The organism is Opitutus sp. GAS368 (assembly GCF_900104925.1).
Classification (GTDB): Bacteria; Verrucomicrobiota; Verrucomicrobiia; order Opitutales; family Opitutaceae; genus Lacunisphaera.
In genome coordinates, this window is the sequence record NZ_LT629735.1 from 607,084 (window position 1) to 628,603 (window position 21,520).

Sequence of the window (21,520 nt, forward strand, 5' to 3'; positions counted from 1 at the left end):
CGCAAGTGCAGCACTCGACCCTTGAAGAGTATGGTCTGTGTTTCTCATGCGTGACTAGGCGACATGTTATGACGTGTCTGTCAATCGAGAAACACGGCATTATAAGTCGTGCGCACACCGAAGAAAAAAGGGGACGTTTCCTACCTGATCCGATTGGGCCGCAACATCCAGATCGAGCGCCACGCTCGCGAACTCAGCCAAGAGAAGATGGCCGAAGCCCTGGAGATAAGTAATCGCAACTACCAACGAATAGAGGCAGGTGACATCAACCCCAGCGCCACCACCCTCGCCCGAATCAAAAAGATCCTGGGCTGCCCGTGGAACCATTTGATGCCAGACAAGGATTAAGAAACATGGGAGGCGCGACCGTAATGACGGCCACGTCCTCATCTCAAATCTCCAATTTCAGAGCATCTTCCAGCCAATCGCCGTTGAACTCGAGGCCGCCGAGCCGCAGATCGTGAAGAAGCTTATCGCCGTCCAAGGCACCTGACAGCCATAGGCCCGGCGAATGTTGAAACCCGCCGACATCGGCGGCTACTACCAACCGGGCCTCCGCCACTTTTATCCCATCGCGCTTGTCCCGTTCATCTTTGGTTGTTGTTCAGCCAGTATCTGTTTCGCCTCTTTAATGTCGATTTTTGCACGGTGCCCATGTTTCTCCAAAAGAAACAAAAGATTTCCCCCATTCATTAGGGTGAGAGGCTTCCCTTTCGCGAATTCGAACGCATCGGGGCCAAAGTCAGAAGTCGTCACCAAAATCCCCTTGTTCGCTCCTTCATTCATGAGCGTGCCATAGAGGTCGCGCACGGCTGATACGCCAACCGTATTTGTGTAACGTTTAGCTTGGATAATAATCTTCCCCCCTCGGATCGGGTCAGGATCAAACGCAATGGCATCTACCCCACCATCTCGGCTGGCCTGTGTCACCTTGACCTCGCCTCCGGTTGACTTGAATTCGGACTCAAAGACTTCACGAATCAAATGTTCGAACTCCTCCCAATCCATCGCAGCCAGGTTGAAAGAGGAATCTAGTGAGTCGGCGACGGCGTGAGCTGAAACAAAACGACTATCCTTTCGGTTTAGCTGAAGGATAGGTGCGACTGGAGTTATAACGTGGAGTTTACTGCTTCCCACGCCCTTCAAACTGCGGAAGCACGTCTTTGGATCAATTTGCCACCAGTTTAGTTTCTCGAACTCTGCCCTGGTCACATGAAGAGATATAATGCACGCGGTCACAGTTTGCCCCGTGCTGCGGTCGATGGCTGTTACCATGCCATTGAATCCAGCCGCATCAACCGCGCCAATTACATCCGAGCGGAAGAGTTCAAAGACTGAGCGAAGGCATAGCTGATACAACACGTCGTCATAAAGAGCGTTGCACTCTGCCTGACCGATCTGCGTTTCCTTAAACTCATCACGTGCTTTGATGTATTTTACCTCCTTGATCCTAGGTAACTGATCAATATTGGGTAACTTGTAATCAATGATGATTGTTTTCGATTCAGCCTGATATTCAATTGCCCATTCCTTGGGAAAGGAGTCCGGATACTGGCTGCGCGACAAGACAAGATCACAATAGTCGTGTATCGCACTTATCTCCTTATTGAGATAACGTTTTCTTTGCTCGTCGACACCCGCATTCTTACTAGCGATAGTTTCTTCGAACGCCTGCTTCTCTGCGTTGTAAGCAGCGACTTCGTTCTCATATGTCTGCATACTCTCTTTGTTGGCCTGTCGAAGCCGCTCCACTGCTTTCCCCCAAGTGACTCTGGCCATTTCATATTTTGCCTTAGCCTCAGCATTCTTTTTTTCAGCACGTGTCGAAAAGACCATATCTAACAACCCTAGCTTGGCCTCGAACAAAACGTCGCTAGGCTTAGGTTCACGCGGGAAACCAAGCAATTCAGGCCGCTTTGGTGGCTCGTTTAAAAACGCTGGTCTCTCCTTCAATGACTCCCAGTCTATTGCATGCTTAATATCTAGCACAGCGCTGAGAAGTGTTTGCAACTCGTCGATGGCTTGCCTGGCCTTTTCAGTCTCTTTGACCGCTTGTTCAACCTTATCTTCGACTCCTCGACGCGCATCTACCTTGGAGCGAACCATGCTATATTTTGCGTCCCACTCAGCCATCTGTGCACGCGCCTTGCTCTGCACGATCTCTCGGTTGGAGCCGGTAATTACGCGATGTTTGCCCAAGCCATCGTGCTTAATCTCGATGTTATAAAGAAAACCCATCGCGCCTTTAAGAACACCCAAACTAAGGCTAACGGCAACACTGAATAGCAAGCATGACAAAGTGGAAACTTATACAGAGCCAGCCGCGACAGAGTTGCAGTGGGAGAACTAAGAGTGAGCCGAATCAGCCGCCCGACCCAACGCACGGGAAGCAACCGTGATTGCGTGAGCCTCCCTCGCTCCACTCTTCCCCTGATTTCAGGTCCATACCACGCTCGCCCGCGCATGACTCACCACTAAAGTTCGGCGGAAAATTTGAAAACACTCTCTGACTGTGCTTATCAAAAGCAAAATGAATTCTGCAAAAAACAAACGCACGCTCTATTGGAGCGTCTCGCTTGTAGTATATTCCACAGTATACTGGAAGTTGGCATACCCATACGCCAAGTCACAGACATTTCAGTGGAAACAATATTTCACGCTGTTCTTCATCTGGTATCAGCTAACCCTGATTGTGGCGCTCGCGATCCTCGCAAAACTGAATGGCAAAGACAAAAATGAACCTACGCTTCAATGAGCGCACTTCCTCCACTAGATAGTAAGTTCCGATCAATCCGCGTCGTGCGCACCGGAGCTTATCTGCTCTTGGCATTCCCCTTCGTCGTGGTCGCTTATCAGGGGTTTCCGGTGCCGTTTGTTACCCTGCCACCGATTATCCGTGCCTCCGCCATCGCGGTCATTCTGGGGTATTCCACCAATGCACTCCTTCGCCGGGAAGGTCGGTCGATCGCAGACTACCGGGTCTCGTTCTCTCTGCTCTCTGCGAAGGATCTGCTCGTCGGGTTCGCGAGCGGTTTCATGTTATTCGGCATTGGCGTGGTCAGTTTGCGTGCGGCTCTACCCTTCGAATGGGTTTTCAACCCGTCGGTGTCGATCATGAGTCTCATGGGTGCCGCCATTTACCATTTGGCGACGAACGCTTGCGAAGAACTCGCGTGGCGCGGCTATGCGTTTGACAGCCTTACGCGCTTGGTCGGCCTTTGGCCTTCACAGGCGATCGTCGCACTCGTAGCCGCATGTTTTCATGTGGTGTGCGGATGGACGTGGGGCGTGGCGCTTGTCAGCACGACGGCTGGGTCCGTTTTGTTCGGGTTGGTGTTCTATCGCTGGCGCAGTCTTCCGGCCGCGGTTGGCGTTCACAGCGCATGGAATTGGACCCGCGATTTGCTTTTCGGGGCGGGGGCCGGGACGTCATTTCTTACCCCCCGCGGCACGGAGACGTGGACGGCTACCCAGTGGAGCATTGCGCAAGGAATTCTCGTCGCTGTCACATTGAGCGCTTCTCTACTGTTGGCGACGCGACTGCCGCAGCGTCCTTCTCCGGATGTGCAAACCGCCTGAGTGGCAAGCGCGACTGGCAAGCTGATCACTTACGCTCCACCCTTCCCCTGATTTCAGGTCCACCCCACGCTCGCCCGCGCACGACTCACCGTTAACGTCTCGGCAAAAGATGATCCACTATCACGTCTGGTTTAATTTGAAACCCGGGGTCCGCGAAGCCGATGGACTGGCTGTGGTTGGACGGTTCTTGACGAATCTCTGCGCGAGCGATGAGGCCACGAAGTTTCAGCTTCTCCGGAACAAGGGTGGACCTCCGCGATCCAAGCTGCCGCGCTACCACGCCCTGGTTCAATTCGTGGATGAGGTCCAGCTGGCGGAGGCGATGAAGAAGCAAGCCGCCCGAGGCATACACTCAGGGTTACATGGCAACGTGATCGATGTCGTGACTGATTTCCACGTTGAGATTTTTTCCCTCATGGAAGAGCCGTTGATCGATAGCATACTTGGTCTCTAGGCGTGCGATATCTAAACCCAGATATTGCCATGAAGAAGAAAGTTTCCGTTGTCGGTTGTGCCATCGCTGCGGTCTTGTTTTGCGCTTCATGCGCCTCAACGCCTCCCCGGGATCCCAATGAGGTCATCAAGGATGATCAGACCCGGTTCAAAGAGCAGTCACTGCGTTATCCCGACCGAAACAGTCCCCAGCAACAACAGGATGCCACGGAACAGGCCCGGAAAGACGATATGCTCAAGAAGTGAGGAGGAACATGATATACGCGATCAAAGCCGAGGTTGGCGATCCACGGGCAGAGACGTTCGTGTTCCGCGCCCAAAAGACTATGTATGGCGGCAAGCGCATCGCCAAAGGCGACACGATCTTCGTCTTCGCGAGCGAGAACGAGGGCGGGCCGGGCCTCATCGCGAGCGGCGTTGTCACCTCGGCCAAGGCGATCGCCAAGCAACGCGGAATCACCCGGCAGACGCCGCGCGTGAGCATCACCATCAGGCGCACCGCACTCGCGAAGCAGCGCTTGGGACGGAGCGAGCTTAAACCTTTTTCCAACTGGAATGACGGCCGGCCCGAAACCGAACTCAATTTCAAATACTATCGTCAGGCGACGAACAAGATCGTCGGCATTTCGGATGAAGCGGCCGCTTTCCTCCGTGGATTCTTCTGACGCGGCCGCCCCGAGCACCACTCCGTTGGGTTCTGACCCACCCTGGCGCTACGCGCCATCAGCCGTCGCCGGGCCTATGGCCGACAGGCCCCTCTCCAGTGGGGATTATCGCCGGCGTTGGTTTGGGTCCCCTCTGGAGAGGGGTGCCCGTCAGGGCGGGGTGTGTCGCCCGGGGCATCATATACCTGACGGAGTAGCGCTAGAGAGTGTTTTCAAACCCGGTTTGTCATCCTGAGCGGAGCGAAGGAACCAGGGCATCGAAGGCCATATCGCGAGCGAAAGCATGGATTCTTCACTTCGCTCAGAATGACAGGCAATGGGTATTTGTTGGATTTGAAAACACTCCCTAAGCGCCTGAGCTTCTGACGCGAACGACACCTCTTATTACTTTGGCTGCCTTGCTCTTTTGGTAGCCATTTTCTCCCTCCTGACTTTAAGTAGGCGGCGATGATCGACTGGACCCACTGGCACAATGAACCGATCCTGATCGGCGGGCTCATCTTTCTCGGTTGGCTCTATGCCATCCTGACGGGACCGCTGCGCGGAAAGCTGTCAGCCGTCAGCTATCAGCCATCAGCTTCGGGCCCCGAACTCCCAGCTCCCAGCTCCCAGCTCCCAGCTTCGATCCCCTACCCGCGTAGTCACGCAATCAAGTTCTACGCGGCGCTCGTCGTCTTCTATCTCGCGGTCGGCTCGCCCCTCGACCAGCTGGGCGAGCGCTACCTGCTCAGCGCGCACATGCTGCAGCACCAGCTCATCATCTACCCCGCCGCCGTCCTCTTCCTGCTCGGCCTGCCGGACTGGCTCGTGCGACCGCTGACCGGCCGGCCCGGCCTGCGCCCGGCCCTGCGCGTGCTCACGCACCCGGTGGTGTGCGGCACCATTTATATCAGCGTCCTCTCCATCTGGCACCTGCCGTCCTTCTACGACCTGGCGCTGCAGAACCGCCTCGTGCACATCGCCGAGCATTTCATGTTCTTCGGCGCCGGCCTGTTCTATTGGTGGCCGGTGCTGAGCCCGGCGACCGAGCTCCCGCGGGTCTCCTTTGCCAGCCAGATTGTTTACCTGACCGCGGTCGTCATCGGCATGACCCCGCTCTTCGCCTATATCGCGTTCGCGCCCGATGTCCTCTACCCGACCTACGAATTCGCCCCGCTGATCAAGCTTTTCGGCGTCAGCATGGGCGCCGCGGGTGACCAGCTGCTGGCCGGCGCCATGATGAAGCTCATCGGCATGAGCGTGGGGGCGATTGCGTCCACGGTGAGCTTCTACCGCTGGTATCAGGCCAACGAGGCGAAGCATCCGGCGCTCGGAAAAAACAAAGCAGCGGGCACCACTAATCCACACTGATTGGACACTAATCCGACCAAACCCAGCCTCCTGATTAGTAATCCATTAGTGGGCATTAAGGAGTGTTTTCAAACCCGGTTTGTCATCCTGAGCAAAGCGAAGGATCCACGGCAACGAAGGCCATATCGCGAGCGAACGCATGGATGTCGAACCAGCCTGCTGGCTAGACTTCACTTCGTTCAGAATGACAGGAAACGGGTATTTGTTGGGTTTGAAACACTCCGTAGTGGTTAAACCGCCTTGGTTGGAAGAGGATTTCTTCGATGCCCGATCCCACTCCTTCCGATCCCGCTCCGCACAAGCGTCGGCCGCGCTACGCGGGGAAAAACCCGCGGCGCTTCGAGGACAAATACAAGGAGCACAATCCGGAGCGCTATGCCGCCGATGTCGCCAAGGTTCTCGCTTCAGGCAAGACCCCGGCCGGCAGCCATCGCCCCATCATGGTGGCCGAGATTTTGGGCGTGCTCGCGCTCCGGCCCGGCGAAATCGCGGTGGACTGCACCCTTGGTTACGGCGGCCATGCCCGCGAAATCCTGCCCAAGCTCATCCCCGGCGGCCGCCTGATCGGCCTGGATGTCGATCCGATCGAACATCCCCGCACAACCGAACGCCTCCGCGCGGCCGGTTGGGGCGAAGATGTCTTCGCGCCGATCCGCGGCAATTTCGCCGGCTTGCCCAAGGTTCTCACCGGTCTGGGCCTGACCGGCGTGGATGTAATCCTCGCCGACCTCGGAGTGTCCTCGATGCAGATCGACGATCCGGTGCGCGGCTTCACCTTCAAGGCCGACGGTCCGCTGGACTTGCGCCTGAATCCCTCGCGCCCGCCGTCCGCGGCCGAATGGCTGGCCCGGGTGAAAGAATCCGATCTCGCCGCCGCGCTGACGGAGAACTCGGATGAGCCGAAAGCCGGGCTGCTCGCCCGCGAACTGGTGGCTCGCCGGGCGGCCAGTCCCTTCACCCGCACCCGCCAGCTCGCGGAGGCCATCCGGGACATCCTCCATCTGCCCGAGCCCGGTCGCGGCGAGGAGACCGACGATACGCCGGTGCGCCGGGTGTTCCAGGCGCTGCGGATCGCGGTGAACGACGAGTTCGGCGTGCTCGACCTTTTCCTGCGCAACCTGCCCTACACGCTCAAGCCCGGCGGCCGCGTTGCGATCCTGACCTTCCATTCCGGTGAGGATCGCCGCGTGAAGGCCGCTTTCAAGGCCGGCCACCGCGACGGAATCTACTCGGCCGTGAGTGAGGAGGTCATTCGCGCCGGGGCGGAGGAACTCCGGGCGAATCCGCGCAGCTCCTCCGCCAAGCTGCGCTGGGCCGTGCGGGCGTGACCGGTAGGGGCCGTTGCCCTCAACGGCCCGGGCGCTTGAGGGCAAGCGCCCCTACCAAACAAAAAGCCGGACCCGCGGGCCCAGCTTGAATTTGTAGGGGCGCCGCTTGTCGGCGCCCGTGGGCGTCCACAAGGGACGCCCCTACATTAATGATGATCAGACTCAAACGCCCGTGGCCGGGATGCGATTTGAAAAGCACGCCAACGGATCTCGCCCTGGGTCGCCTGCAAGCAGGCTCCTACAACAAAAAGCCGGACCCGCAGGCCCGGCTTGAATCTGTAGGGGCGCCGCTTGTCGGCGCCCGCGGGCGTCCACAAGGGACGCCCCTACATTAATGATGATCAGACTCAGGCGCCCGCGGCCGGGATGAGGTCGTCCACCGAATCGCTCTCCACGTTGACATCGGCGAAGAGCCAGGTGGACAGGTAGCGCTCGGTGCTGGACGGGATGATCGCCACGATCTGCTTGCCCTTGTTTTCCGGGCGCTTCGAGAGCTGGATGGCGGCCCAGACGGCTGCGCCGGACGAAATGCCGACCGGGATGCCGTCGAGCTGGTTGACCTGCTTCGAGACCGGACCGGAGTCCGCTTCCTTCACGCGGATGACCTCGTCGTAGATCTTGGTGTTGAGCACAGCGGGCACGAAGCCGGCGCCAATGCCTTGGATCTTGTGCGGACCCGGGGCGCCGCCCGAGAGGATGGGCGAGGCATCGGGCTCGAGTGCGACGATCTTGATCGAGGGCTTGCGCGCCTTCAGCACCTCGCCGACGCCGGTGATGGTGCCGCCGGTGCCGATGCCGGACACGATGATGTCCACCTTGCCGTCGGTATCGCGCCAGATCTCCTCGGCGGTGGTCTTGCGGTGGATGGCCGGGTTCGCCGGGTTGGAGAACTGCTGGAGGATGATGCTGTGCGGGATCTTGGCGGCCAGCTCCTCGGCCTTGGCGATGGCGCCCTTCATGCCCTTGGGCCCCTCGGTGAGGACGACGCGCGCGCCGAGGATCTTGAGCAGCTTGCGGCGCTCGGTGCTCATCGTCTCGGGCATGGTGAGGATGAGCTTGAGGCCCTTGGCGGCGGCGACGAAGGCCAGCGCGATGCCCGTGTTGCCGCTGGTCGGCTCGATGATGACGCTGTCCTTGGTGATCTTGCCCGACTTGATGGCGTCATCGATCATCGAGAAGCCGATGCGGTCCTTGACGCTCGACAGGGGGTTGAAGAATTCGAGCTTGAGCAGGATTTCCGCCTGGGCGCCGTGGGCGGCGGCGGTGCGGTTGAGCCGCACGAGGGGGGTGTTGCCGATGGTTTCCGTGATGTCGTTGTATATCTTGGCCATGATCGTCGTGGGTTGAGTTGAGGTTGGGTTAAGGTAGGTCGTTCGCCGCGGGAGGCAACCCCGAGCTTGTCATAAATGCTTACTTCTCGGTACCCCAGCGGCGGTGCAGGAATTTCTCAAAGGGGGAAAAGAGGATTTTGTCGGCCAGCAGGCCGATCAGCACGATCACCAGCATGATGCCAACGACCTGTTCCATGGCGTTCAGCTCGCGACCGTAGTGCAGCAGGTGCCCGAGGCCGAACCCGGTCAGGATGGTCACATAGATTTCCGCCGCCATGAGCGACCGCCAGGCAAAAGCCCAGCCCTGCTTCATGCCGCTGACAATGAACGGCAGCGACGCCGGCAGCATCACCGTCACCCACGTGTGCAGGCCCTCCGAACCCATCGTGCGGGCCGCCCGGATATAGAGCGGGTTCACGTTCCGCACGCCGGTCTCCGTCGCGAGGATGACCGACCACAGCGTGCCCATGACCACGACGAACAGCATCGCGCCCTCCGTCTGGCCGAACCAGAGCAGGGCTAGCGGCACCCAGCACACGCTCGGCAGCCCCTGCAAGCCCAAGGCCAGCACGCCAAGGGTGTCGCGCATGGCCTGCACCCGGGCGGTCAGGAAACCCAGCGGCAACCCCGCCAGCAACCCGATGAAATACCCGGCCACCAGCCGCTTCATCGTGACGACCGTGCTGTCCAACAGCGAGCCGTCGAGGGCGATCTCCCACAGGTAGCGGCCCACGCTTTCCGGCGAGGGCACCAGCACCGGCGACCAGAAGCGCCGCACATAGACCCAGTGCCACGCGGCGATCAGCAACAGGAAGAAAACCGTGGCGGTGAGGAAGCGCTTCATCAGATGCCGGCTCCGTGCTCCAGGTGGTCCTTGAGGGCCCGGGTGATGCGCGTGGCGTAGCCCGCCACCTCGACGCTGTTGATGTCGCGCGGCCGCGCCAGGGTGACCTTGAACTCCTCGCGGATGCGCCCGGGATGCGGCGAGAACAGCACCACCCGGTCGCCGAGGCACACGGCCTCGCGCACATTGTGCGTGACGAACACGATGGTGACATGCCGTTGGGTCCAGATGCGCTGGAGATCGCCGTAAAGCTGCTCGCGCGTCATGGCATCGAGCGCGGCGAAGGGCTCGTCCATCAGCAGGACGCGGGGATTGGGGGCGAGGGCCCGGGCGAGGGCCACGCGCTGCTTCATGCCGCCGGACAACTCGTGGATGTTGGCGTGCATGAACTTTTCCAGCCCGACCAGCTTGAGGTAGTATTCCGCCACCTCGCGGCGCTCGCGGTCGGTGAGCCCGGGCTTGCGCTTCAGGCTGAACATCACGTTGCCGTAGGCGTTGAGCCACGGGAAGAGCGCCGACTCCTGGAACATCATCATGCGCTCGCGGCTCGGCCCCTTGATGGGCTGGCCGCCGGCCTCGACGCTGCCCTGCCCCGGCATCTCCAGGCCGGCGATCATGTTCAGCAGGGTGGATTTGCCGCAGCCGCTGGGCCCGACCAGACATACGAACTCCCCTTCCGCCACCTGGAGGCTGACCTCGTCCAGCGCCTGCACGCGACCGCGCGAGGTCTCGAACCATTTCGTGACCTTGTCGATGGCAAGGTGCGCCGAGGGCGCGGCGGAGAGCTCGGTGGCAAGGGTCATGGCTGGCCGGAAAACATTCGATCGAGGGAAATGACGTTGCGCAGGAAGCCGACACTTTGCGCCTCCGTGACCAAGGCCTCAAACTGCTTCTGTGTCACCTGGTCGGAAAACTTCAGCCGGCCCCAGGCGCTTGTCACGATCGCCGCGGACATCTCACGCTTCATTTCGGCGCTCAGGCCGGCGCGCACCTGCGCCCTCGCCTCGTCCGGATGCTCGTTCAGCCAGGCGGTGAGTTCCCGGTGCGCCGCCGTGAACTTTGCCACCAGGTCCGGATGCGCCTGCAGGAATTTCACGCTGCCGACCAGCACCGTCGTAACGGCGTCCTTTTGCTCCAGGAAAATCCGACCATTGGCCTCCAGTTCCAACCGCGACACCCAGGGTTCCACGGTCCAGACGGCGTCGAGTTTGCCCTGCTGGAAGAGCGCCAGCTGATCGGGATTGGCAGTGGGCAGCACGAGCACGTCGCCGCCGGTCAAGGTGGTCTTGTAGCCCTGCTGCTTCAGCCAGGCGCGCGCGGCGACATCCTGCGTGTTACCCAGTTGCGGCGTGCCGAGGCGCAGGCCCTTGAACTGGCCTGGCTGTGTGATGCGACCGTCGCCTGGCACCACCAACGCGGCTCCGCCGAGGGCGGCGCCGGCCAGCACCCGGATCTCGTCGCCCTGTGAACGAATGTAGGCGTTCAGCGCGGGGTTGGGGCCGACGTAAGTCAGGTCGATGGAGCCGGCGAAGATCGCCTCCATGGCGCTTGGGCCGGCGTTGAAGGGATACCATTGGATGGTGACATCCGGGCCGAGGCGCTGCTCGAACCAGCCGTGTTTCTCCCGGGTGGAATGGCTGCCGATCACGCCCTGGGCGTGGGTGATGTTGGGAAAATAGCCGACGCGCAGCGTGACCTTCTCCGCGCGAACCAAAGGGATGCTGGCGGCGAAAAGGAAGAGGAAGAAAAAGCGTTTCATGACAGGATCAGAAGGAAAGTTGGAAGCGGGTGATGATGGACTTCTCGTCCTGCCGGAGAGCCGGCGTGGCCGACACGGCGGGCGCGCCCGCGGCGAAGCCGAAGTTCGTCTGGTAATAGTCGAGTTTGAAGACAACGGCCTTGCCGAGATACCAGTTCAAGCCGAGGCCGAACGAGGTGGCCTCGCTGGCGCTGGCCGAGGCGGAAGCGTAAATCGGGAAGGCCGCGTCATCGATCCGCACGTTGGCGTAGCGGCCGGTGACTTCGAAGGCTCCCCAGGTGCCGGCGGCAGGGTCGAAGTTGGTGCGTGGCACGACGCCGTTGTAAGACGAGTCCTCCCCCGTCAGCACGTAGCCGCCGGCGATCTGCCAACCCCGGTTCTGCAGCCCGGCCTTGGGGCCGGTCGCACTCGGGCGGACATTGACCGTAGAGAGCACGTATTCGCCGATGAGGCCCAGCGGACCCTTGCGAAAGTCGGCCTGCGGCGAGACGCGCCAGCTCGGACCGTCGGCGACGGTGGTTGTCAGATAGGAGAAGAAGGTCTGCTGGCCGTCAGTGCGGTAACCGCTGGTGCGACCCGCCGCGGTCTTCTGGCGGCCGTAGCTGCCGGCGAGACCGAAGGAGAGGCCTTGGAGCGGCGAGCCGAGCGCATTCCTGAACGGCGAGGCGAAGACACGTCCGACGAAGTCCTTCTCGTTGTCGAAGTCGCTGTTGGTCGAGCTGGCGCCGTCGGCCACGCCGTTGAAGACGCCCACGGTATAGCTCAAACGGCCGTCCAGCACGTCGCCACCGGCGGTGATGCCGAGGTCGCGGTTGGGAACGAGGTTGGTGACGATGGAGCGCTCGTTGAAGAACGTCCACGAGTCGGATTGCAGCAGCTCGTAGCCCACGGGGGACTTGAGACGGCCGAGCTTGAACTGGAGCGCCGGGCTGACGGCGATGCCCACGTTGGCGTCGACAAGGCTGACGCTGCTGCCGCCGAATTCGGGCACAATCTGGAAGGTGAAGGTTTTCGCGAACTGGGCCTCGGCGATGAGCCGGGCGCGGCGCAGCACAAAGCCGTTGTTCACGATACCGCCGTCGTTGAGGAACAGCCGGTGGTCGAGCTGGACCAGCCCGCGCAGCTTGAGCGAGTTGGCGGCATCGGCCGACGCGAGCGTGACGCCCTTGTCGGTGACGGCGATGCGTTCGTCCTGGATTTCCTGTTTTCGTTCGAGCACGAGCAGTTTGTGTTCGAGGGCGTGGATTTGTTCGCGGAGTTGCGCGAGTTCGTCAGCCCTGAGGGCGGGTGAAAGCGCCAGCAGCGCGGCGAGCGCGGGCGCGAGAGGGCGGAAGGCGGAGTTCCTCATGGGAGCAGGTCTGGTCGGTTTTCATGGGAACTTCCCGTGGTCGGGTCAGTGGATGGTTGGGGTTGATCGTGGTGGGGCCTGCGCGGGTGGCGGTAGGCAGGTTAAATCAGTGGGCGGCGCCCTCGCGGCTGCCGGCGACCAGGCGCGTCTTTTCGGTGCGCTCGATCTGAGTGACGCGGCCGTCGTGGACGACGAGCTGCACGACGCCGTAGCGGAGCGATTCGACCTTTTCCTGGACGACACGCAGCCACTCGGGCTGTTCGCCGGATTTGGGGTGAAGGCTGGATTCGCTCATATGGCGTAGTCTCCGAGCAGCTGATGAATGACGCCCTCGGTGGGGCTGGTGTTGGCGCGCGGCCGGCGGCCACGGCCCTTGGACCTTAACCGGGCGGCCGGCGCCGCCGCCGGCGTGCTGTAAGGCAAAGGCCGCCCGCTGGTCACCATCTTGCGGGTGGTGACCTCGACGACGTCCGCCAGCGTGTAGCGGTCAAGGATGGCGGCGATGGCGTTGCGCACATCGAGCATCAGCATCCGCAAGCCGCAGTGGGCCTCGTCCGGGCAGTTGCACGGCGCGTAGGCCGTCTGGCTGACGCAGCCAATCGGAGCCAGCGGGCCGTCAATCAGGCGCACGATCTGACCGATGTGAATCTGGCTGGAAGCCTTGGCGAGGCGGTAGCCGCCATGCTTGCCGCGCACACTCTCGACAAAACCGGCCTCGCGCAGCTGCTGCATCACCTGCTCAAGAAACTTGATCGGCAGGTCCTCGGCTTTGGCGAGCTCCGTCACGCGCACCAGCGACCGGCCCACCTTGGCGGCGATGCCAAGGTTGATCAGGGATCGGAGGGCGTATTCGCCGCGCTTGGAGAGCTTCATAGGCTAGTGCTTCAATCTACATTATTTTAGTGGGGATTAAGGCAAGAGCTATTTGCTTCTTTTAGAATGTTCTATGACACAAGGCCTAGAGCGTCAGTCTTAGGCCGTCGTGGGCCAGTTGGATACCTGCCGGCAGCTTCTGGTTCCAAGTTTCGTGCTCAACCCCGTGGGTCAGGTGGGTGAGATAGGTCGTCGGGGCGCCGATCTCCGCCGCCGCCGCGCAGGCTTCCTCGATGTTCATGTGCGTCGGGTGCGGCTCCACCCTCAGGCCATCGAGCACGACCACCTCGGCCCCGGTGGCCAGCGCCACCGCCTCGCGCGGGATGCGTTTGCAATCGGAGTAATAGGCGAACTTCCTGCCCGACGATTTTTCCCGGAAGACCAGCCCGAGGGTGTTGATGCCGCCGTGCGGCAGCAGCGTGGAATGAATCGTGCCCTGCGGGAATTCCAGTACGGGCGGCATGTCGACGAGCTTGAACGCCGCGTAACCCTTCGCCACCGGCCGTTCGGCGATGGCATACGGAAACATCGCCAACACCCGGCTCATGCCTTCGTTCGTCGAATAGACCGTCAGCGCCGTGCCGCCATGCAGGTCGCAGAAGCGCCGCAGGTCGTCCATGCCGGTGATGTGGTCGTTGTGCCCGTGCGTGAGGATGAAGACGTCGAGTTGCTCGACCTGCTCCCGCAGGCATTGCAGCCGGAACTCCGGCGCGGCATCCACCTGGATGTGCAGGCCGTCCATCACGACGTGGATGCTTGCCCGCGTGCGCTGGTTGCGCGGGTCGCTCGAGGTGCAGACCGCGCAGTGGCACGCGATCATCGGGACACCCTGCGACGTGCCCGTGCCCATGAAGATGACTTCCATCCGGCCAAGGAACACCGGGGGCGCAACGATGTGAAGTGCAAACCCGCGTCCCGTCGGGCGCGGGCGGCTCCAGGCGGCCTACCTGGGCAGGGTGAAGAAAAAGGTGGCCCCCGCCCCCGGCTCCGCCTCGGCCCAGACCTCCCCGCCGTGACGCTCGATGATGCGCCGCACCATCGCCAGTCCGACCCCGGTGCCCTCGAACTCCCCCTGATGAGAGAGCCGTTGGAACATCACAAAAAGGCGGTCGGCCTGCTCCATGTCGAAGCCGACTCCGTTGTCCTTCACGAAATAAACGGGGCCGTCGTCGTCGGACCGCACCAGGCCCACCTCAATGACCGCCCGATTGGCCTTCCGGGTGAACTTGAGCGCGTTGGCCAGCAGATTGACCAGCACTTGGCGCAGCAAGGTCGGATCGGCACTGACCGTGCCCAGCGGCTGGACCCGGAACGCCACGCGCTGATCCGGCTTCCCCCCCACCAGATCGCGAAACACGTCGTGGCTCAGGGCCGTCAGGTCGATCTCCTGGCGCGCCGGCGCCTCGTGACTCAGGCGGGAAAAAGCCATGATACTGTCGATCAACTGATCCATTTCGCTGGAGCCCCGGTGGATCAGCGTGATGCAACGCCGGGCTTCCGCCGTCAGCTCGCCGGGAGGGTTTTTCAGCAGGATTTCCGCGAGCCCGTTGATCGCCCGCAACGGCGTCCGCAAGTCATGCGAAACCGACGAGGCAAAGGCCTCGAGTTCCTTGTTGGCGGCGGCCAGCTCGGCCGTGCGGTCGCGCACGCGGGCCTCCAACTCGTCATAGGCGCGCTGCAACGCGAGATTCTGCTGCTGGATCTGTTCCAGCATATGGTTGAAAGCCTCGGTCAGCAGGCCCAGTTCGTCCTCGCCCAGCTTGAGCGCGCGCACGGAGTAGTCGCGCTGGTTCGACACCGCCTTGGCTGTCTCGGCGAGCGCGAGAATGGGACGGGAGATTTGCTGCTGGAGCTTGCGCGAGAGCCCATAGGCCAGCAGCGAGAGCACCACGGCAATCAGGACGGCGATGCTGCCGTAAAGCCGCAACCGGGCATACATCTCCTCCAAGCCAGACTTGAGGTAGAGCGTGCCGAGGCGCTGGCTACCCCTGACCTGCACCACCGGCGTGAACCCGGTAAGATATCCCCCGGCAAAGTGGTAGCCGTCGGCCTGGGGCGTGGCGGGAAACTCCGCATCCGGCCGGTCGGCGGGATAACGGGCGAAAAGCCGGCCGCTTTTGTCATAGAGCGCCGCCGCGGTGATGTGGCGCTCGGCCTTGAGCGCGCCCAGGATCTCCGTCGCGTCGTCGGCGTTGTCGAAGGCCAGCACCGCGGTGCTGTTCGTGGCGACAAAGTCACCGAGGGTCGAGAGCTGGCGCATCGACGTCTGACGGAAGGCATAGACATCGTAACCCAGGAACGCGGTGCAGGTGAGCACGAGCACCAGCATGCTGGTGCCGAGCATGAGCACCATCAGCTTCCGCTGGATCGGGACGTTCTGAAATTGCATGTCAGTCCTTTCCCGTTGTGACGATCGTCGCCCACCGCAGCAGCTTGGAGCTGATCGTGAGGCCGCCCGCCTTGGCGACATCCATATTGATGCGCAGGTGGATTTTGCCCTTTTCCGTGACGAATCGCACCATCCCGCCCCGCAGGCAGAAATTGTCCAGATCCCCGACGGTCAGCACGCTCGTGCCCTGCAGGCGGGCCAGCACCCGGTCGAGCTGGGCGGCGTTCGAGCGGCCGATAAAGAGGATGTGACAACCGAGGGCTTCCTCCACGCGGCGGTAGCGCCGGACGACCAGCGCCCGGTCGCCGATCTTTTCGCTTTGCACCACCTCATCGAGGTAGGAGCCGAAAGGATCCTCCCCCAACACGCCGATGACAATGGGGGCCTGATCGTTCTCGAAGGCCGCGGCGGGCCAGTCGACGAACTGCGCAAAATTGAACAGGAAGACCGCCTTGACCTGGTATTCGGCGGTCAGCGGCGGGGGCGGAGTCTGCGCGGCGGCGCCCGTGAGCAGGACGGCGCCAAGCAGCCACACCGCCCCGGGCCGCACGAACCGCCGGCGCAGGAGAACCGAGATGATGCCCCTCAGAAACTCCATGTGACCTGGCCGTAAACACTGCGGGCGATCTCGCGGCGCCCACCCTGGACGTTGAACTCCGCGTGCTGCGCGTGCAGGAGGTTCTGGCCGGCAAGGGAGAACGCCCAGTCGGACGTGGGGTGCCAGCCGAGGCGCAGGTCCAGCTCCGTGTAGCCGGGCACGACCTGGTTGTTAATGGGCCCGACGTAACGGGCGGTGGAATCGAACTCCCACCGGGAGGACAGATCGAACTGGGAACGCAGCGTCAGCTGGCGGTTCGGATCGCGGGCGATGTTCCGATCACTGGTGAGGTCGGTGTTGCCCGGCTGCCTTTCGGTGTGGACGCGCAGTTCGGTGTAACCGGCATGCAATCGCCAGGTATCCGTCACGCGCCACTCCATGGTCAGCTCCGCGCCGGAGGAGTGGCCGCGCAGGCCGCTGTTGCGCGCGATGGGGAACGCGGCGGGCGGATTCAGCGGCTCGAGGCTGCGCAGGTCATTGTAGTCGTTGTAGAATGTGGCCAGCGCCAGCGCGAGGCGGTCGGTGAGCGCCTGACGATAGCCGAGTTCCCACGCCACGAGCTTTTCCGAGACGACGCTGGGGCCGCCGGAGACGCGATACGGTGGCGTAGCGGGGGAGAAGAGATCACGATCGATTCGCGAGGGGGTGCGCACGGCCCGCGAGACGGCCGCCCAAAGGGTCCGGTTCTTCGCGGGTGTCCAGGCCGCCCGGATGCTCGGTTCCAGCTCGAAGCCCGTGTAATCGTTGTGCTCGAGCTTCGTCCCGAGCGTGAGATGCAAGCGGTCATCGTCCAGCGAGATGCTGTCCTGGACAAAGGTGCTGAACATCTGCCGGGTGACCTGGGGCGGCAGAAAGGCATTGGCGGGGGTGTTGATGACGCCGTCTTCGACCACCCGGTAGCCGGCGCCCCAGGTGATATCATGGCGTCGACCCAGCGGAAACCGGTGTTGGAAATCAAAATCATAGGTGTCGAGGGTCTGGGTGAAGGATGCCGGAATGATGCGGGAGGTGTGGTCGTAATAAACTTGGAAGCGCAGGTCGGAGTTCTCCGCCAGCGTGCGTGACCAGCGACCCAGCAGGTTGCGCCCCCAGGCGCCGATGTCATCGGGTCCCGTCCGGCCGAACCTTCCGTCGTAGGCATCGCCCTGCAGGGTGAACGTGGTGTCGGCGGCGCTTTCCCAATCCACGCGGAGGCCGCCCTGCCGCAGGCGCCACTCGTCGTTGCCGGGCTGGCCGTTGAGCTGGCGCGAATCGCCTTGCTCGAGCAGCTTGCCATAAACCCGGTAATACACGTTCGGCGCCAGCCTGCCGCCATATCGCACCGCGCCGTCACCGTGCAGGAAATCGCCGGCGCCGGTCGTGAGCAGACCGCCCTGGGTGTCCTTGGCGCTCTTGGTCGTGATGTTGATCACCCCGTTCACGGCATTGGCACCCCACTGGGTGGCGCCCGGCCCGCTGATGACCTCGATGCGGTCGAGGTCCTCCATCAACGTGCTCTGCACGTCCCAGTAGACGCCGGCGTAGAGCGGCGTGTAGACGGTGCGACCGTCGATCAGCACGAGCATCTTGTCGGCGAAAACGTTGTTGAATCCGCGCGCCGTGATCGCCCACTGGCGCGAATCGATCTGTGCGACCTCGAGGTTCGAGGCCAGGCGCAGCGCCTCGGGCAGGCTGCGGGCCCCGGCGCGCCGGACATCATCCGCGGTGATGACCTGGATGGCCGAGGCCGCCTCGAAAAGTTTTTCCGGATGCTTGGAAACCGAACTCACCTCGATGTCCATGAGCTCCTCGACGCTCAGCTTCTTGAGTTCGCTCGGCGCGGGCAGCGTTGGCTTGAGCTGCCCGCTGAGCGGGCCGGCGCAGGCCCACAATCCGACCGCCAGCAGCCATGCGCGGCGCCAAGCCCCGGCCTGGCACGGCCTGACCCTGGAACTGGGGATCTGCGGGGCTGACATCCGCCCTAAGCCAACCGAGGGCCCCGTCGAGGCAAGATTAAAGCCCGCGGGCGGCAGCGGGCTGGCGGGCGATTGGGGGGAAAATGCAAATGCTGTTGCAGCCCGGGTCCATCGAAGCAAACTGCGCGTTTCTGATCCGAAAGTGCGGCCGCGCCGCATTGCCCGATATCACCACATGAGCGAAAGCCGGAAACGCATCTTCCTGGTCGATGACCACACTCTGGTCCGCGAATGGCTGCTGGCCCTGTTCCGGCAGGAGCCGGAATTCGAGATCGTCGGCCAGGCCGATTCCGCCGCCACCGCCCTCTCCGGTATCATGGCGCTGAAGGCCGAACTCGCGATCGTGGACCTTTCGTTGAAAAGCGGCTCCGGGCTCGATCTCATCAAGGATCTGCGCCTCCAGAGCCCCACCACGCAGGTCGTGGTGCTGTCCATGCATGAGGAGATCTATTTCGTGGAACGGGCCTTCCGCGCCGGGGCGCGCGGCTACGTGACCAAGCGCGACTCGACCAGCGGCATCATGGAGGCCATCCGCGCCGTGCTGGCTGGCCAGATCTATGCCCGCCCTGAGACTCTCGCTCTTCTTACGGCCCGCATGGTTGGGCACACATCCGACCAGCCGGTCGGCGTGGTCGAACAGCTGAGCGACCGCGAGATGGAGGTATTTCGCCGCTTGGGCGAAGGTCAGGCCACCCGTAAGATTGCCACGGAGATGGGTTTAAGCATGAAGACGGTGCAGGCCTACAGTGCCCGGATCAAGGACAAGCTCGGCCTGGCCAACGCCAGCGAACTGATGCGCGAGGCCGTGCGTTGGGCGGCCAGCCGGCAGTGATCCGCCGCCTGCTCCAGTAGGGCGGCGTCCTATACTGGAAACGGGTGCTACCCCGCAGCAATTACCCCGGAAAAGGAGTAAAGTGTGCAAGCCGCTCTCCATGCGGCTCCCCGATTGTAACCCAGATGGTAAAGCGGGGCTTCAAATCATCCTTCTTCCCTTTCCCGCAGTGCCTCCTCCTCCCCGCTACGATTCCGCCCATCCGTTGTCGGAAACCCAGCCCCAAAGGCGCATCCTGCATGTGGTTTTTTCGTCCCGCATCGCCGGCTCCGAGCGTTACTGTCTTGATCTTGCGAACCGCCAGGCCGCGCTGGGTCATGAGGTGCATGTGGCGGGCATGAGCCGCTCACCCTTGGCGGCAGCGCTGGCGCCGGGTGTCACTTTTCATGGTTTCGGCCTCTTCTTCCGGGGCCTGCGCCTGCGCCGGTTGGTGATGCGCCTCCAGCCCGAAGTCTGCCACGGTCATCTGAGCGCCGCGTGCAAGGCGCTCGGCCGCCTGCCGGCCCGGTTCCATACGGTGGCCACCCTGCATGTGGGCTACAAGCCTCGCCAGCATTCCCGGCTCGGCGGGCTGATCTGCGTCAACGGCGCGCAAGGCGGCCGCCTGACCGGCTATCGCGGCCTGGCCCGGACCATTCCCAACTGGTTGCCGGAGCGCGGCACCGCCTTGTCGGCTCCTGGCTTCCGGGAAAAGCTCGGCCTGAGTGCCGGCACCTTCCTGGTCGGTGCCGTCGGCCGGCTGCATCCCAGCAAAGGCATGGATGTGCTCATCTCCGCTTTCCGGGCCGCGGCCCCGGCGCACGCCGCCCTCGTGATTCTCGGCGAGGGTCCCCAGCGGGCGGAATTGGAAACACTGCGCGCCGGTGACCCCCGGATCCACCTGCCGGGTTACTGTGCCGAGGTGCATGACTGCCTGCGCGAGATCGATCTTTTTGTTTCCCCCTCGCGGGAGGAATCATTCGGCCTCGCGATCGTCGAAGCCATGGGCGCCGGGGTGCCGATTGTGGCCACCGCCGCCGAGGGTCCCGCCGAGTTCCTCCGCAACCAACCGGTCGCGCTGGTCGAGCCGGGCTCCATCACCGCGCTGAGCGCGGAACTGTCGGCCGCCGCCGAACGTTTCCAAGCCGGCGCGCTGCCCCGCCAGACCTACGATCTCAGCGTCTTTGATCCCACGGTGCGCGTAGCCAACGTCATGGATTTTTACCGCACGGTGATCGAAGCGCAACCGCAGGCCGCCTCCCGGACCTGGACCACCGCTCCGGCGGGTGCATGATCCGTCCGCCTTCCAGCGATTTCTGGCAGGCCGGAATCGTGCAGGCTCCGATCACTGCGTTCCTGCAATCGCCCGCCCCCGCCGGGATCAGCGGAAAAGTCACCTGGTTGCCCGACCCCGGACCGTGGCGTTACCTCGCCGACCCGTTCGGCCTGCAACGCAACGGCGCCACCCATGTGTTTGTCGAGGCCTTCGATTACCGCACCAAGCACGCGGCGATCGAGCACCACGAATTCGGCCCGGATCTCGCCTGGCGCGGCAAGGCCACGGTGCTCAGTCGTCCGTTTCACCTCTCCTATCCCTACATCATCGAGCATGACGGCGAGGTCTTCATGATCCCCGAGAGCCAGCGGGCGGGCGAGATCGCGCTTTACCGCGCCCGGGATTTTCCGCGCCAATGGGTGCGGGAGACCGCCCTGCTGGCGGGCATCCCCGGCGCCGAGGCCTCCGTGCTGCACCACGAGGGCCGCTGGTGGATGTTCTTCACCGTGGTCGGCCCGCAGGCCCGGGATCAGCGCGAATTGCATGTCGCCTATGCGGACAAGCTGACGGGCCCCTGGCAATTGCACCCGCAAAACCCCGTGCGCCAGGATCGGCGCGGAGCCCGCCCGGGCGGCACGCCCTTCTTCACCCGCGACGGCGGCGTCATCCTGCCGGTGCAGGACTGCGGCCGGACCTATGGCGGATCCTTGCGCCTGCTCCGGTTCACGACGCTGACGCCGGAGCACATCGCCATCGAGCGGCTGGGCCCCGAGCTCACCGGCGATCTCTTTTCCCCCACCCACCAGGACGGCTGCCACACGCTGGCCCAATGCGGCGAGCTGACCCTGATCGACACCAAGCGCACCGTGCGAACCTGGGCCCGCCACAAGATCAACCTGCAGCGGCACATGGCGCAAATGGGCCTCGGCTACGTCGGCCGCCCGCGGCAGGACAGTTGAGC

General features: G+C 62.7%; 22 protein-coding genes. 10 read left to right on the forward strand and 12 right to left on the reverse strand.

Annotated features, from left to right (window positions below; all coding sequences use genetic code 11):
• Positions 1 to 108 precede the first annotated feature (108 nt).
• A complete protein-coding gene (locus BLU29_RS02620) occupies positions 109 to 348 on the forward strand; it encodes a helix-turn-helix transcriptional regulator (protein ID WP_091055025.1) in 240 nt (79 codons plus the stop codon).
• Between the two features lie 216 nt (positions 349 to 564).
• Here the strand turns inward: BLU29_RS02620 and BLU29_RS02625 are convergent, their stop codons facing one another.
• On the reverse strand, positions 565 to 2,289 hold the full coding sequence (locus tag BLU29_RS02625) for a restriction endonuclease (protein WP_197677752.1): 1,725 nt from the start codon (positions 2,287 to 2,289) through the stop codon (positions 565 to 567).
• Between the two features lie 510 nt (positions 2,290 to 2,799).
• Here BLU29_RS02625 and BLU29_RS02635 point away from each other — a divergent pair.
• From BLU29_RS02635 to rsmH, 6 genes are all read left to right on the forward strand, one after another.
• Positions 2,800 to 3,579: a type II CAAX endopeptidase family protein gene (locus BLU29_RS02635; protein ID WP_157693569.1), complete on the forward strand. Its 780-nt coding sequence runs from the start codon at positions 2,800 to 2,802 to the stop codon at positions 3,577 to 3,579.
• Positions 3,580 to 3,688: 109 nt separating this feature from the next.
• Positions 3,689 to 4,033 carry a DUF6614 family protein gene (locus BLU29_RS02640; RefSeq protein WP_091055029.1) on the forward strand — a complete coding sequence of 115 codons (345 nt, stop codon included), beginning with the start codon at positions 3,689 to 3,691 and terminating at the stop codon, positions 4,031 to 4,033.
• A 29-nt stretch (positions 4,034 to 4,062) separates the two neighbouring features.
• Positions 4,063 to 4,278 (forward strand): hypothetical protein, encoded by a 216-nt coding sequence (locus BLU29_RS17810; RefSeq protein WP_157693570.1) that lies wholly within the window; start codon positions 4,063 to 4,065, stop codon positions 4,276 to 4,278.
• Between the two features lie 8 nt (positions 4,279 to 4,286).
• Entirely contained in the window at positions 4,287 to 4,697 is a 411-nt protein-coding gene (locus BLU29_RS02645; protein WP_091055030.1) for a hypothetical protein, read from the forward strand.
• A gap of 447 nt (positions 4,698 to 5,144) precedes the next feature.
• On the forward strand, positions 5,145 to 6,047 hold the full coding sequence (locus BLU29_RS02650; RefSeq protein WP_091055031.1) for a cytochrome c oxidase assembly protein: 903 nt from the start codon (positions 5,145 to 5,147) through the stop codon (positions 6,045 to 6,047).
• Between the two features lie 263 nt (positions 6,048 to 6,310).
• Positions 6,311 to 7,375 carry a 16S rRNA (cytosine(1402)-N(4))-methyltransferase RsmH gene (gene rsmH / locus BLU29_RS02655; RefSeq protein WP_091055032.1) on the forward strand — a complete coding sequence of 355 codons (1,065 nt, stop codon included), beginning with the start codon at positions 6,311 to 6,313 and terminating at the stop codon, positions 7,373 to 7,375.
• A gap of 347 nt (positions 7,376 to 7,722) precedes the next feature.
• Here the strand turns inward: rsmH and cysK are convergent, their stop codons facing one another.
• The 11 genes from cysK to BLU29_RS02710 form a co-directional block, all read right to left on the reverse strand.
• A complete protein-coding gene (gene cysK / locus BLU29_RS02660; RefSeq protein WP_091055033.1) occupies positions 7,723 to 8,706 on the reverse strand; it encodes a cysteine synthase A in 984 nt (327 codons plus the stop codon).
• A 79-nt stretch (positions 8,707 to 8,785) separates the two neighbouring features.
• A complete protein-coding gene (locus BLU29_RS02665) occupies positions 8,786 to 9,550 on the reverse strand; it encodes an ABC transporter permease (protein ID WP_091055034.1) in 765 nt (254 codons plus the stop codon).
• Positions 9,550 to 10,353, reverse strand: coding sequence for an ABC transporter ATP-binding protein (locus BLU29_RS02670; protein ID WP_091055035.1), 804 nt, complete (start codon positions 10,351 to 10,353; stop codon positions 9,550 to 9,552). Before BLU29_RS02670 ends, BLU29_RS02665 begins: the two co-directional genes overlap by 1 nt.
• Positions 10,350 to 11,309, reverse strand: coding sequence for an ABC transporter substrate-binding protein (locus tag BLU29_RS02675; protein WP_091055036.1), 960 nt, complete (start codon positions 11,307 to 11,309; stop codon positions 10,350 to 10,352). The genes BLU29_RS02670 and BLU29_RS02675 overlap by 4 nt, the downstream gene beginning before the upstream one ends.
• Positions 11,310 to 11,316: 7 nt before the next feature.
• A complete protein-coding gene (locus BLU29_RS02680; RefSeq protein WP_091055037.1) occupies positions 11,317 to 12,657 on the reverse strand; it encodes a porin in 1,341 nt (446 codons plus the stop codon).
• A 106-nt stretch (positions 12,658 to 12,763) separates the two neighbouring features.
• Complete coding sequence (locus tag BLU29_RS02685) at positions 12,764 to 12,952, reverse strand: YezD family protein (protein WP_091055038.1); 189 nt, start codon at positions 12,950 to 12,952, stop codon at positions 12,764 to 12,766.
• The gene (locus tag BLU29_RS02690) at positions 12,949 to 13,530 is read right to left on the reverse strand and encodes an Rrf2 family transcriptional regulator (RefSeq protein ID WP_091055039.1); all 582 of its coding nucleotides are present in this window, start codon (positions 13,528 to 13,530) and stop codon (positions 12,949 to 12,951) included. Before BLU29_RS02690 ends, BLU29_RS02685 begins: the two co-directional genes overlap by 4 nt.
• Before the next feature lie 85 nt (positions 13,531 to 13,615).
• Positions 13,616 to 14,395, reverse strand: coding sequence for an MBL fold metallo-hydrolase (locus BLU29_RS02695; protein WP_091055040.1), 780 nt, complete (start codon positions 14,393 to 14,395; stop codon positions 13,616 to 13,618).
• A 78-nt stretch (positions 14,396 to 14,473) separates the two neighbouring features.
• Complete coding sequence (locus BLU29_RS02700; protein WP_172830194.1) at positions 14,474 to 15,919, reverse strand: ATP-binding protein; 1,446 nt, start codon at positions 15,917 to 15,919, stop codon at positions 14,474 to 14,476.
• A gap of 1 nt (position 15,920) precedes the next feature.
• The gene (locus BLU29_RS02705) at positions 15,921 to 16,517 is read right to left on the reverse strand and encodes a YfiR family protein (RefSeq protein WP_091055042.1); all 597 of its coding nucleotides are present in this window, start codon (positions 16,515 to 16,517) and stop codon (positions 15,921 to 15,923) included.
• Entirely contained in the window at positions 16,505 to 18,472 is a 1,968-nt protein-coding gene (locus tag BLU29_RS02710) for a TonB-dependent receptor (protein ID WP_157693571.1), read from the reverse strand. Before BLU29_RS02710 ends, BLU29_RS02705 begins: the two co-directional genes overlap by 13 nt.
• A 175-nt stretch (positions 18,473 to 18,647) precedes the next feature.
• On the opposite strand from BLU29_RS02710, the gene BLU29_RS02715 reads away from it, so the two are divergent.
• The 3 genes from BLU29_RS02715 to BLU29_RS02725 all read left to right on the forward strand — a co-directional run bounded on the left by BLU29_RS02715 (position 18,648) and on the right by BLU29_RS02725 (position 21,518).
• Positions 18,648 to 19,304, forward strand: coding sequence for a response regulator transcription factor (locus BLU29_RS02715; protein ID WP_091055044.1), 657 nt, complete (start codon positions 18,648 to 18,650; stop codon positions 19,302 to 19,304).
• Positions 19,305 to 19,473: 169 nt separating this feature from the next.
• Positions 19,474 to 20,577: a glycosyltransferase gene (locus tag BLU29_RS02720; RefSeq protein WP_172830195.1), complete on the forward strand. Its 1,104-nt coding sequence runs from the start codon at positions 19,474 to 19,476 to the stop codon at positions 20,575 to 20,577.
• The gene (locus BLU29_RS02725; RefSeq protein ID WP_091055046.1) at positions 20,574 to 21,518 is read left to right on the forward strand and encodes a glycosyl hydrolase family 43; all 945 of its coding nucleotides are present in this window, start codon (positions 20,574 to 20,576) and stop codon (positions 21,516 to 21,518) included. The genes BLU29_RS02720 and BLU29_RS02725 overlap by 4 nt, the downstream gene beginning before the upstream one ends.
• The last annotated feature ends 2 nt before the right edge of the window (positions 21,519 to 21,520 follow it).

Excerpts from the sequence above, each read along its gene's own strand:
- BLU29_RS02640 (WP_091055029.1), top strand. The coding sequence starts at position 3,689 with ATGATCCACTATCACGTCTGGTTTAATTTGAAACCCGGGGTCCGCGAA.
- BLU29_RS17810 (WP_157693570.1), top strand. The coding sequence starts at position 4,063 with ATGAAGAAGAAAGTTTCCGTTGTCGGTTGTGCCATCGCTGCGGTCTTG.
- BLU29_RS02645 (WP_091055030.1), top strand. The coding sequence starts at position 4,287 with ATGATATACGCGATCAAAGCCGAGGTTGGCGATCCACGGGCAGAGACG.
- BLU29_RS02650 (WP_091055031.1), top strand. The coding sequence starts at position 5,145 with ATGATCGACTGGACCCACTGGCACAATGAACCGATCCTGATCGGCGGG.
- rsmH (WP_091055032.1), top strand. The coding sequence starts at position 6,311 with ATGCCCGATCCCACTCCTTCCGATCCCGCTCCGCACAAGCGTCGGCCG.
- cysK (WP_091055033.1), bottom strand. The coding sequence starts at position 8,706 with ATGGCCAAGATATACAACGACATCACGGAAACCATCGGCAACACCCCC.
- BLU29_RS02665 (WP_091055034.1), bottom strand. The coding sequence starts at position 9,550 with ATGAAGCGCTTCCTCACCGCCACGGTTTTCTTCCTGTTGCTGATCGCC.
- BLU29_RS02670 (WP_091055035.1), bottom strand. The coding sequence starts at position 10,353 with ATGACCCTTGCCACCGAGCTCTCCGCCGCGCCCTCGGCGCACCTTGCC.
- BLU29_RS02675 (WP_091055036.1), bottom strand. The coding sequence starts at position 11,309 with ATGAAACGCTTTTTCTTCCTCTTCCTTTTCGCCGCCAGCATCCCTTTG.
- BLU29_RS02680 (WP_091055037.1), bottom strand. The coding sequence starts at position 12,657 with ATGAGGAACTCCGCCTTCCGCCCTCTCGCGCCCGCGCTCGCCGCGCTG.
- BLU29_RS02685 (WP_091055038.1), bottom strand. The coding sequence starts at position 12,952 with ATGAGCGAATCCAGCCTTCACCCCAAATCCGGCGAACAGCCCGAGTGG.
- BLU29_RS02690 (WP_091055039.1), bottom strand. The coding sequence starts at position 13,530 with ATGAAGCTCTCCAAGCGCGGCGAATACGCCCTCCGATCCCTGATCAAC.
- BLU29_RS02695 (WP_091055040.1), bottom strand. The coding sequence starts at position 14,395 with ATGGAAGTCATCTTCATGGGCACGGGCACGTCGCAGGGTGTCCCGATG.
- BLU29_RS02700 (WP_172830194.1), bottom strand. The coding sequence starts at position 15,919 with ATGCAATTTCAGAACGTCCCGATCCAGCGGAAGCTGATGGTGCTCATG.
- BLU29_RS02705 (WP_091055042.1), bottom strand. The coding sequence starts at position 16,517 with ATGGAGTTTCTGAGGGGCATCATCTCGGTTCTCCTGCGCCGGCGGTTC.
- BLU29_RS02710 (WP_157693571.1), bottom strand. The coding sequence starts at position 18,472 with ATGTCAGCCCCGCAGATCCCCAGTTCCAGGGTCAGGCCGTGCCAGGCC.
- BLU29_RS02715 (WP_091055044.1), top strand. The coding sequence starts at position 18,648 with ATGAGCGAAAGCCGGAAACGCATCTTCCTGGTCGATGACCACACTCTG.
- BLU29_RS02725 (WP_091055046.1), top strand. The coding sequence starts at position 20,574 with ATGATCCGTCCGCCTTCCAGCGATTTCTGGCAGGCCGGAATCGTGCAG.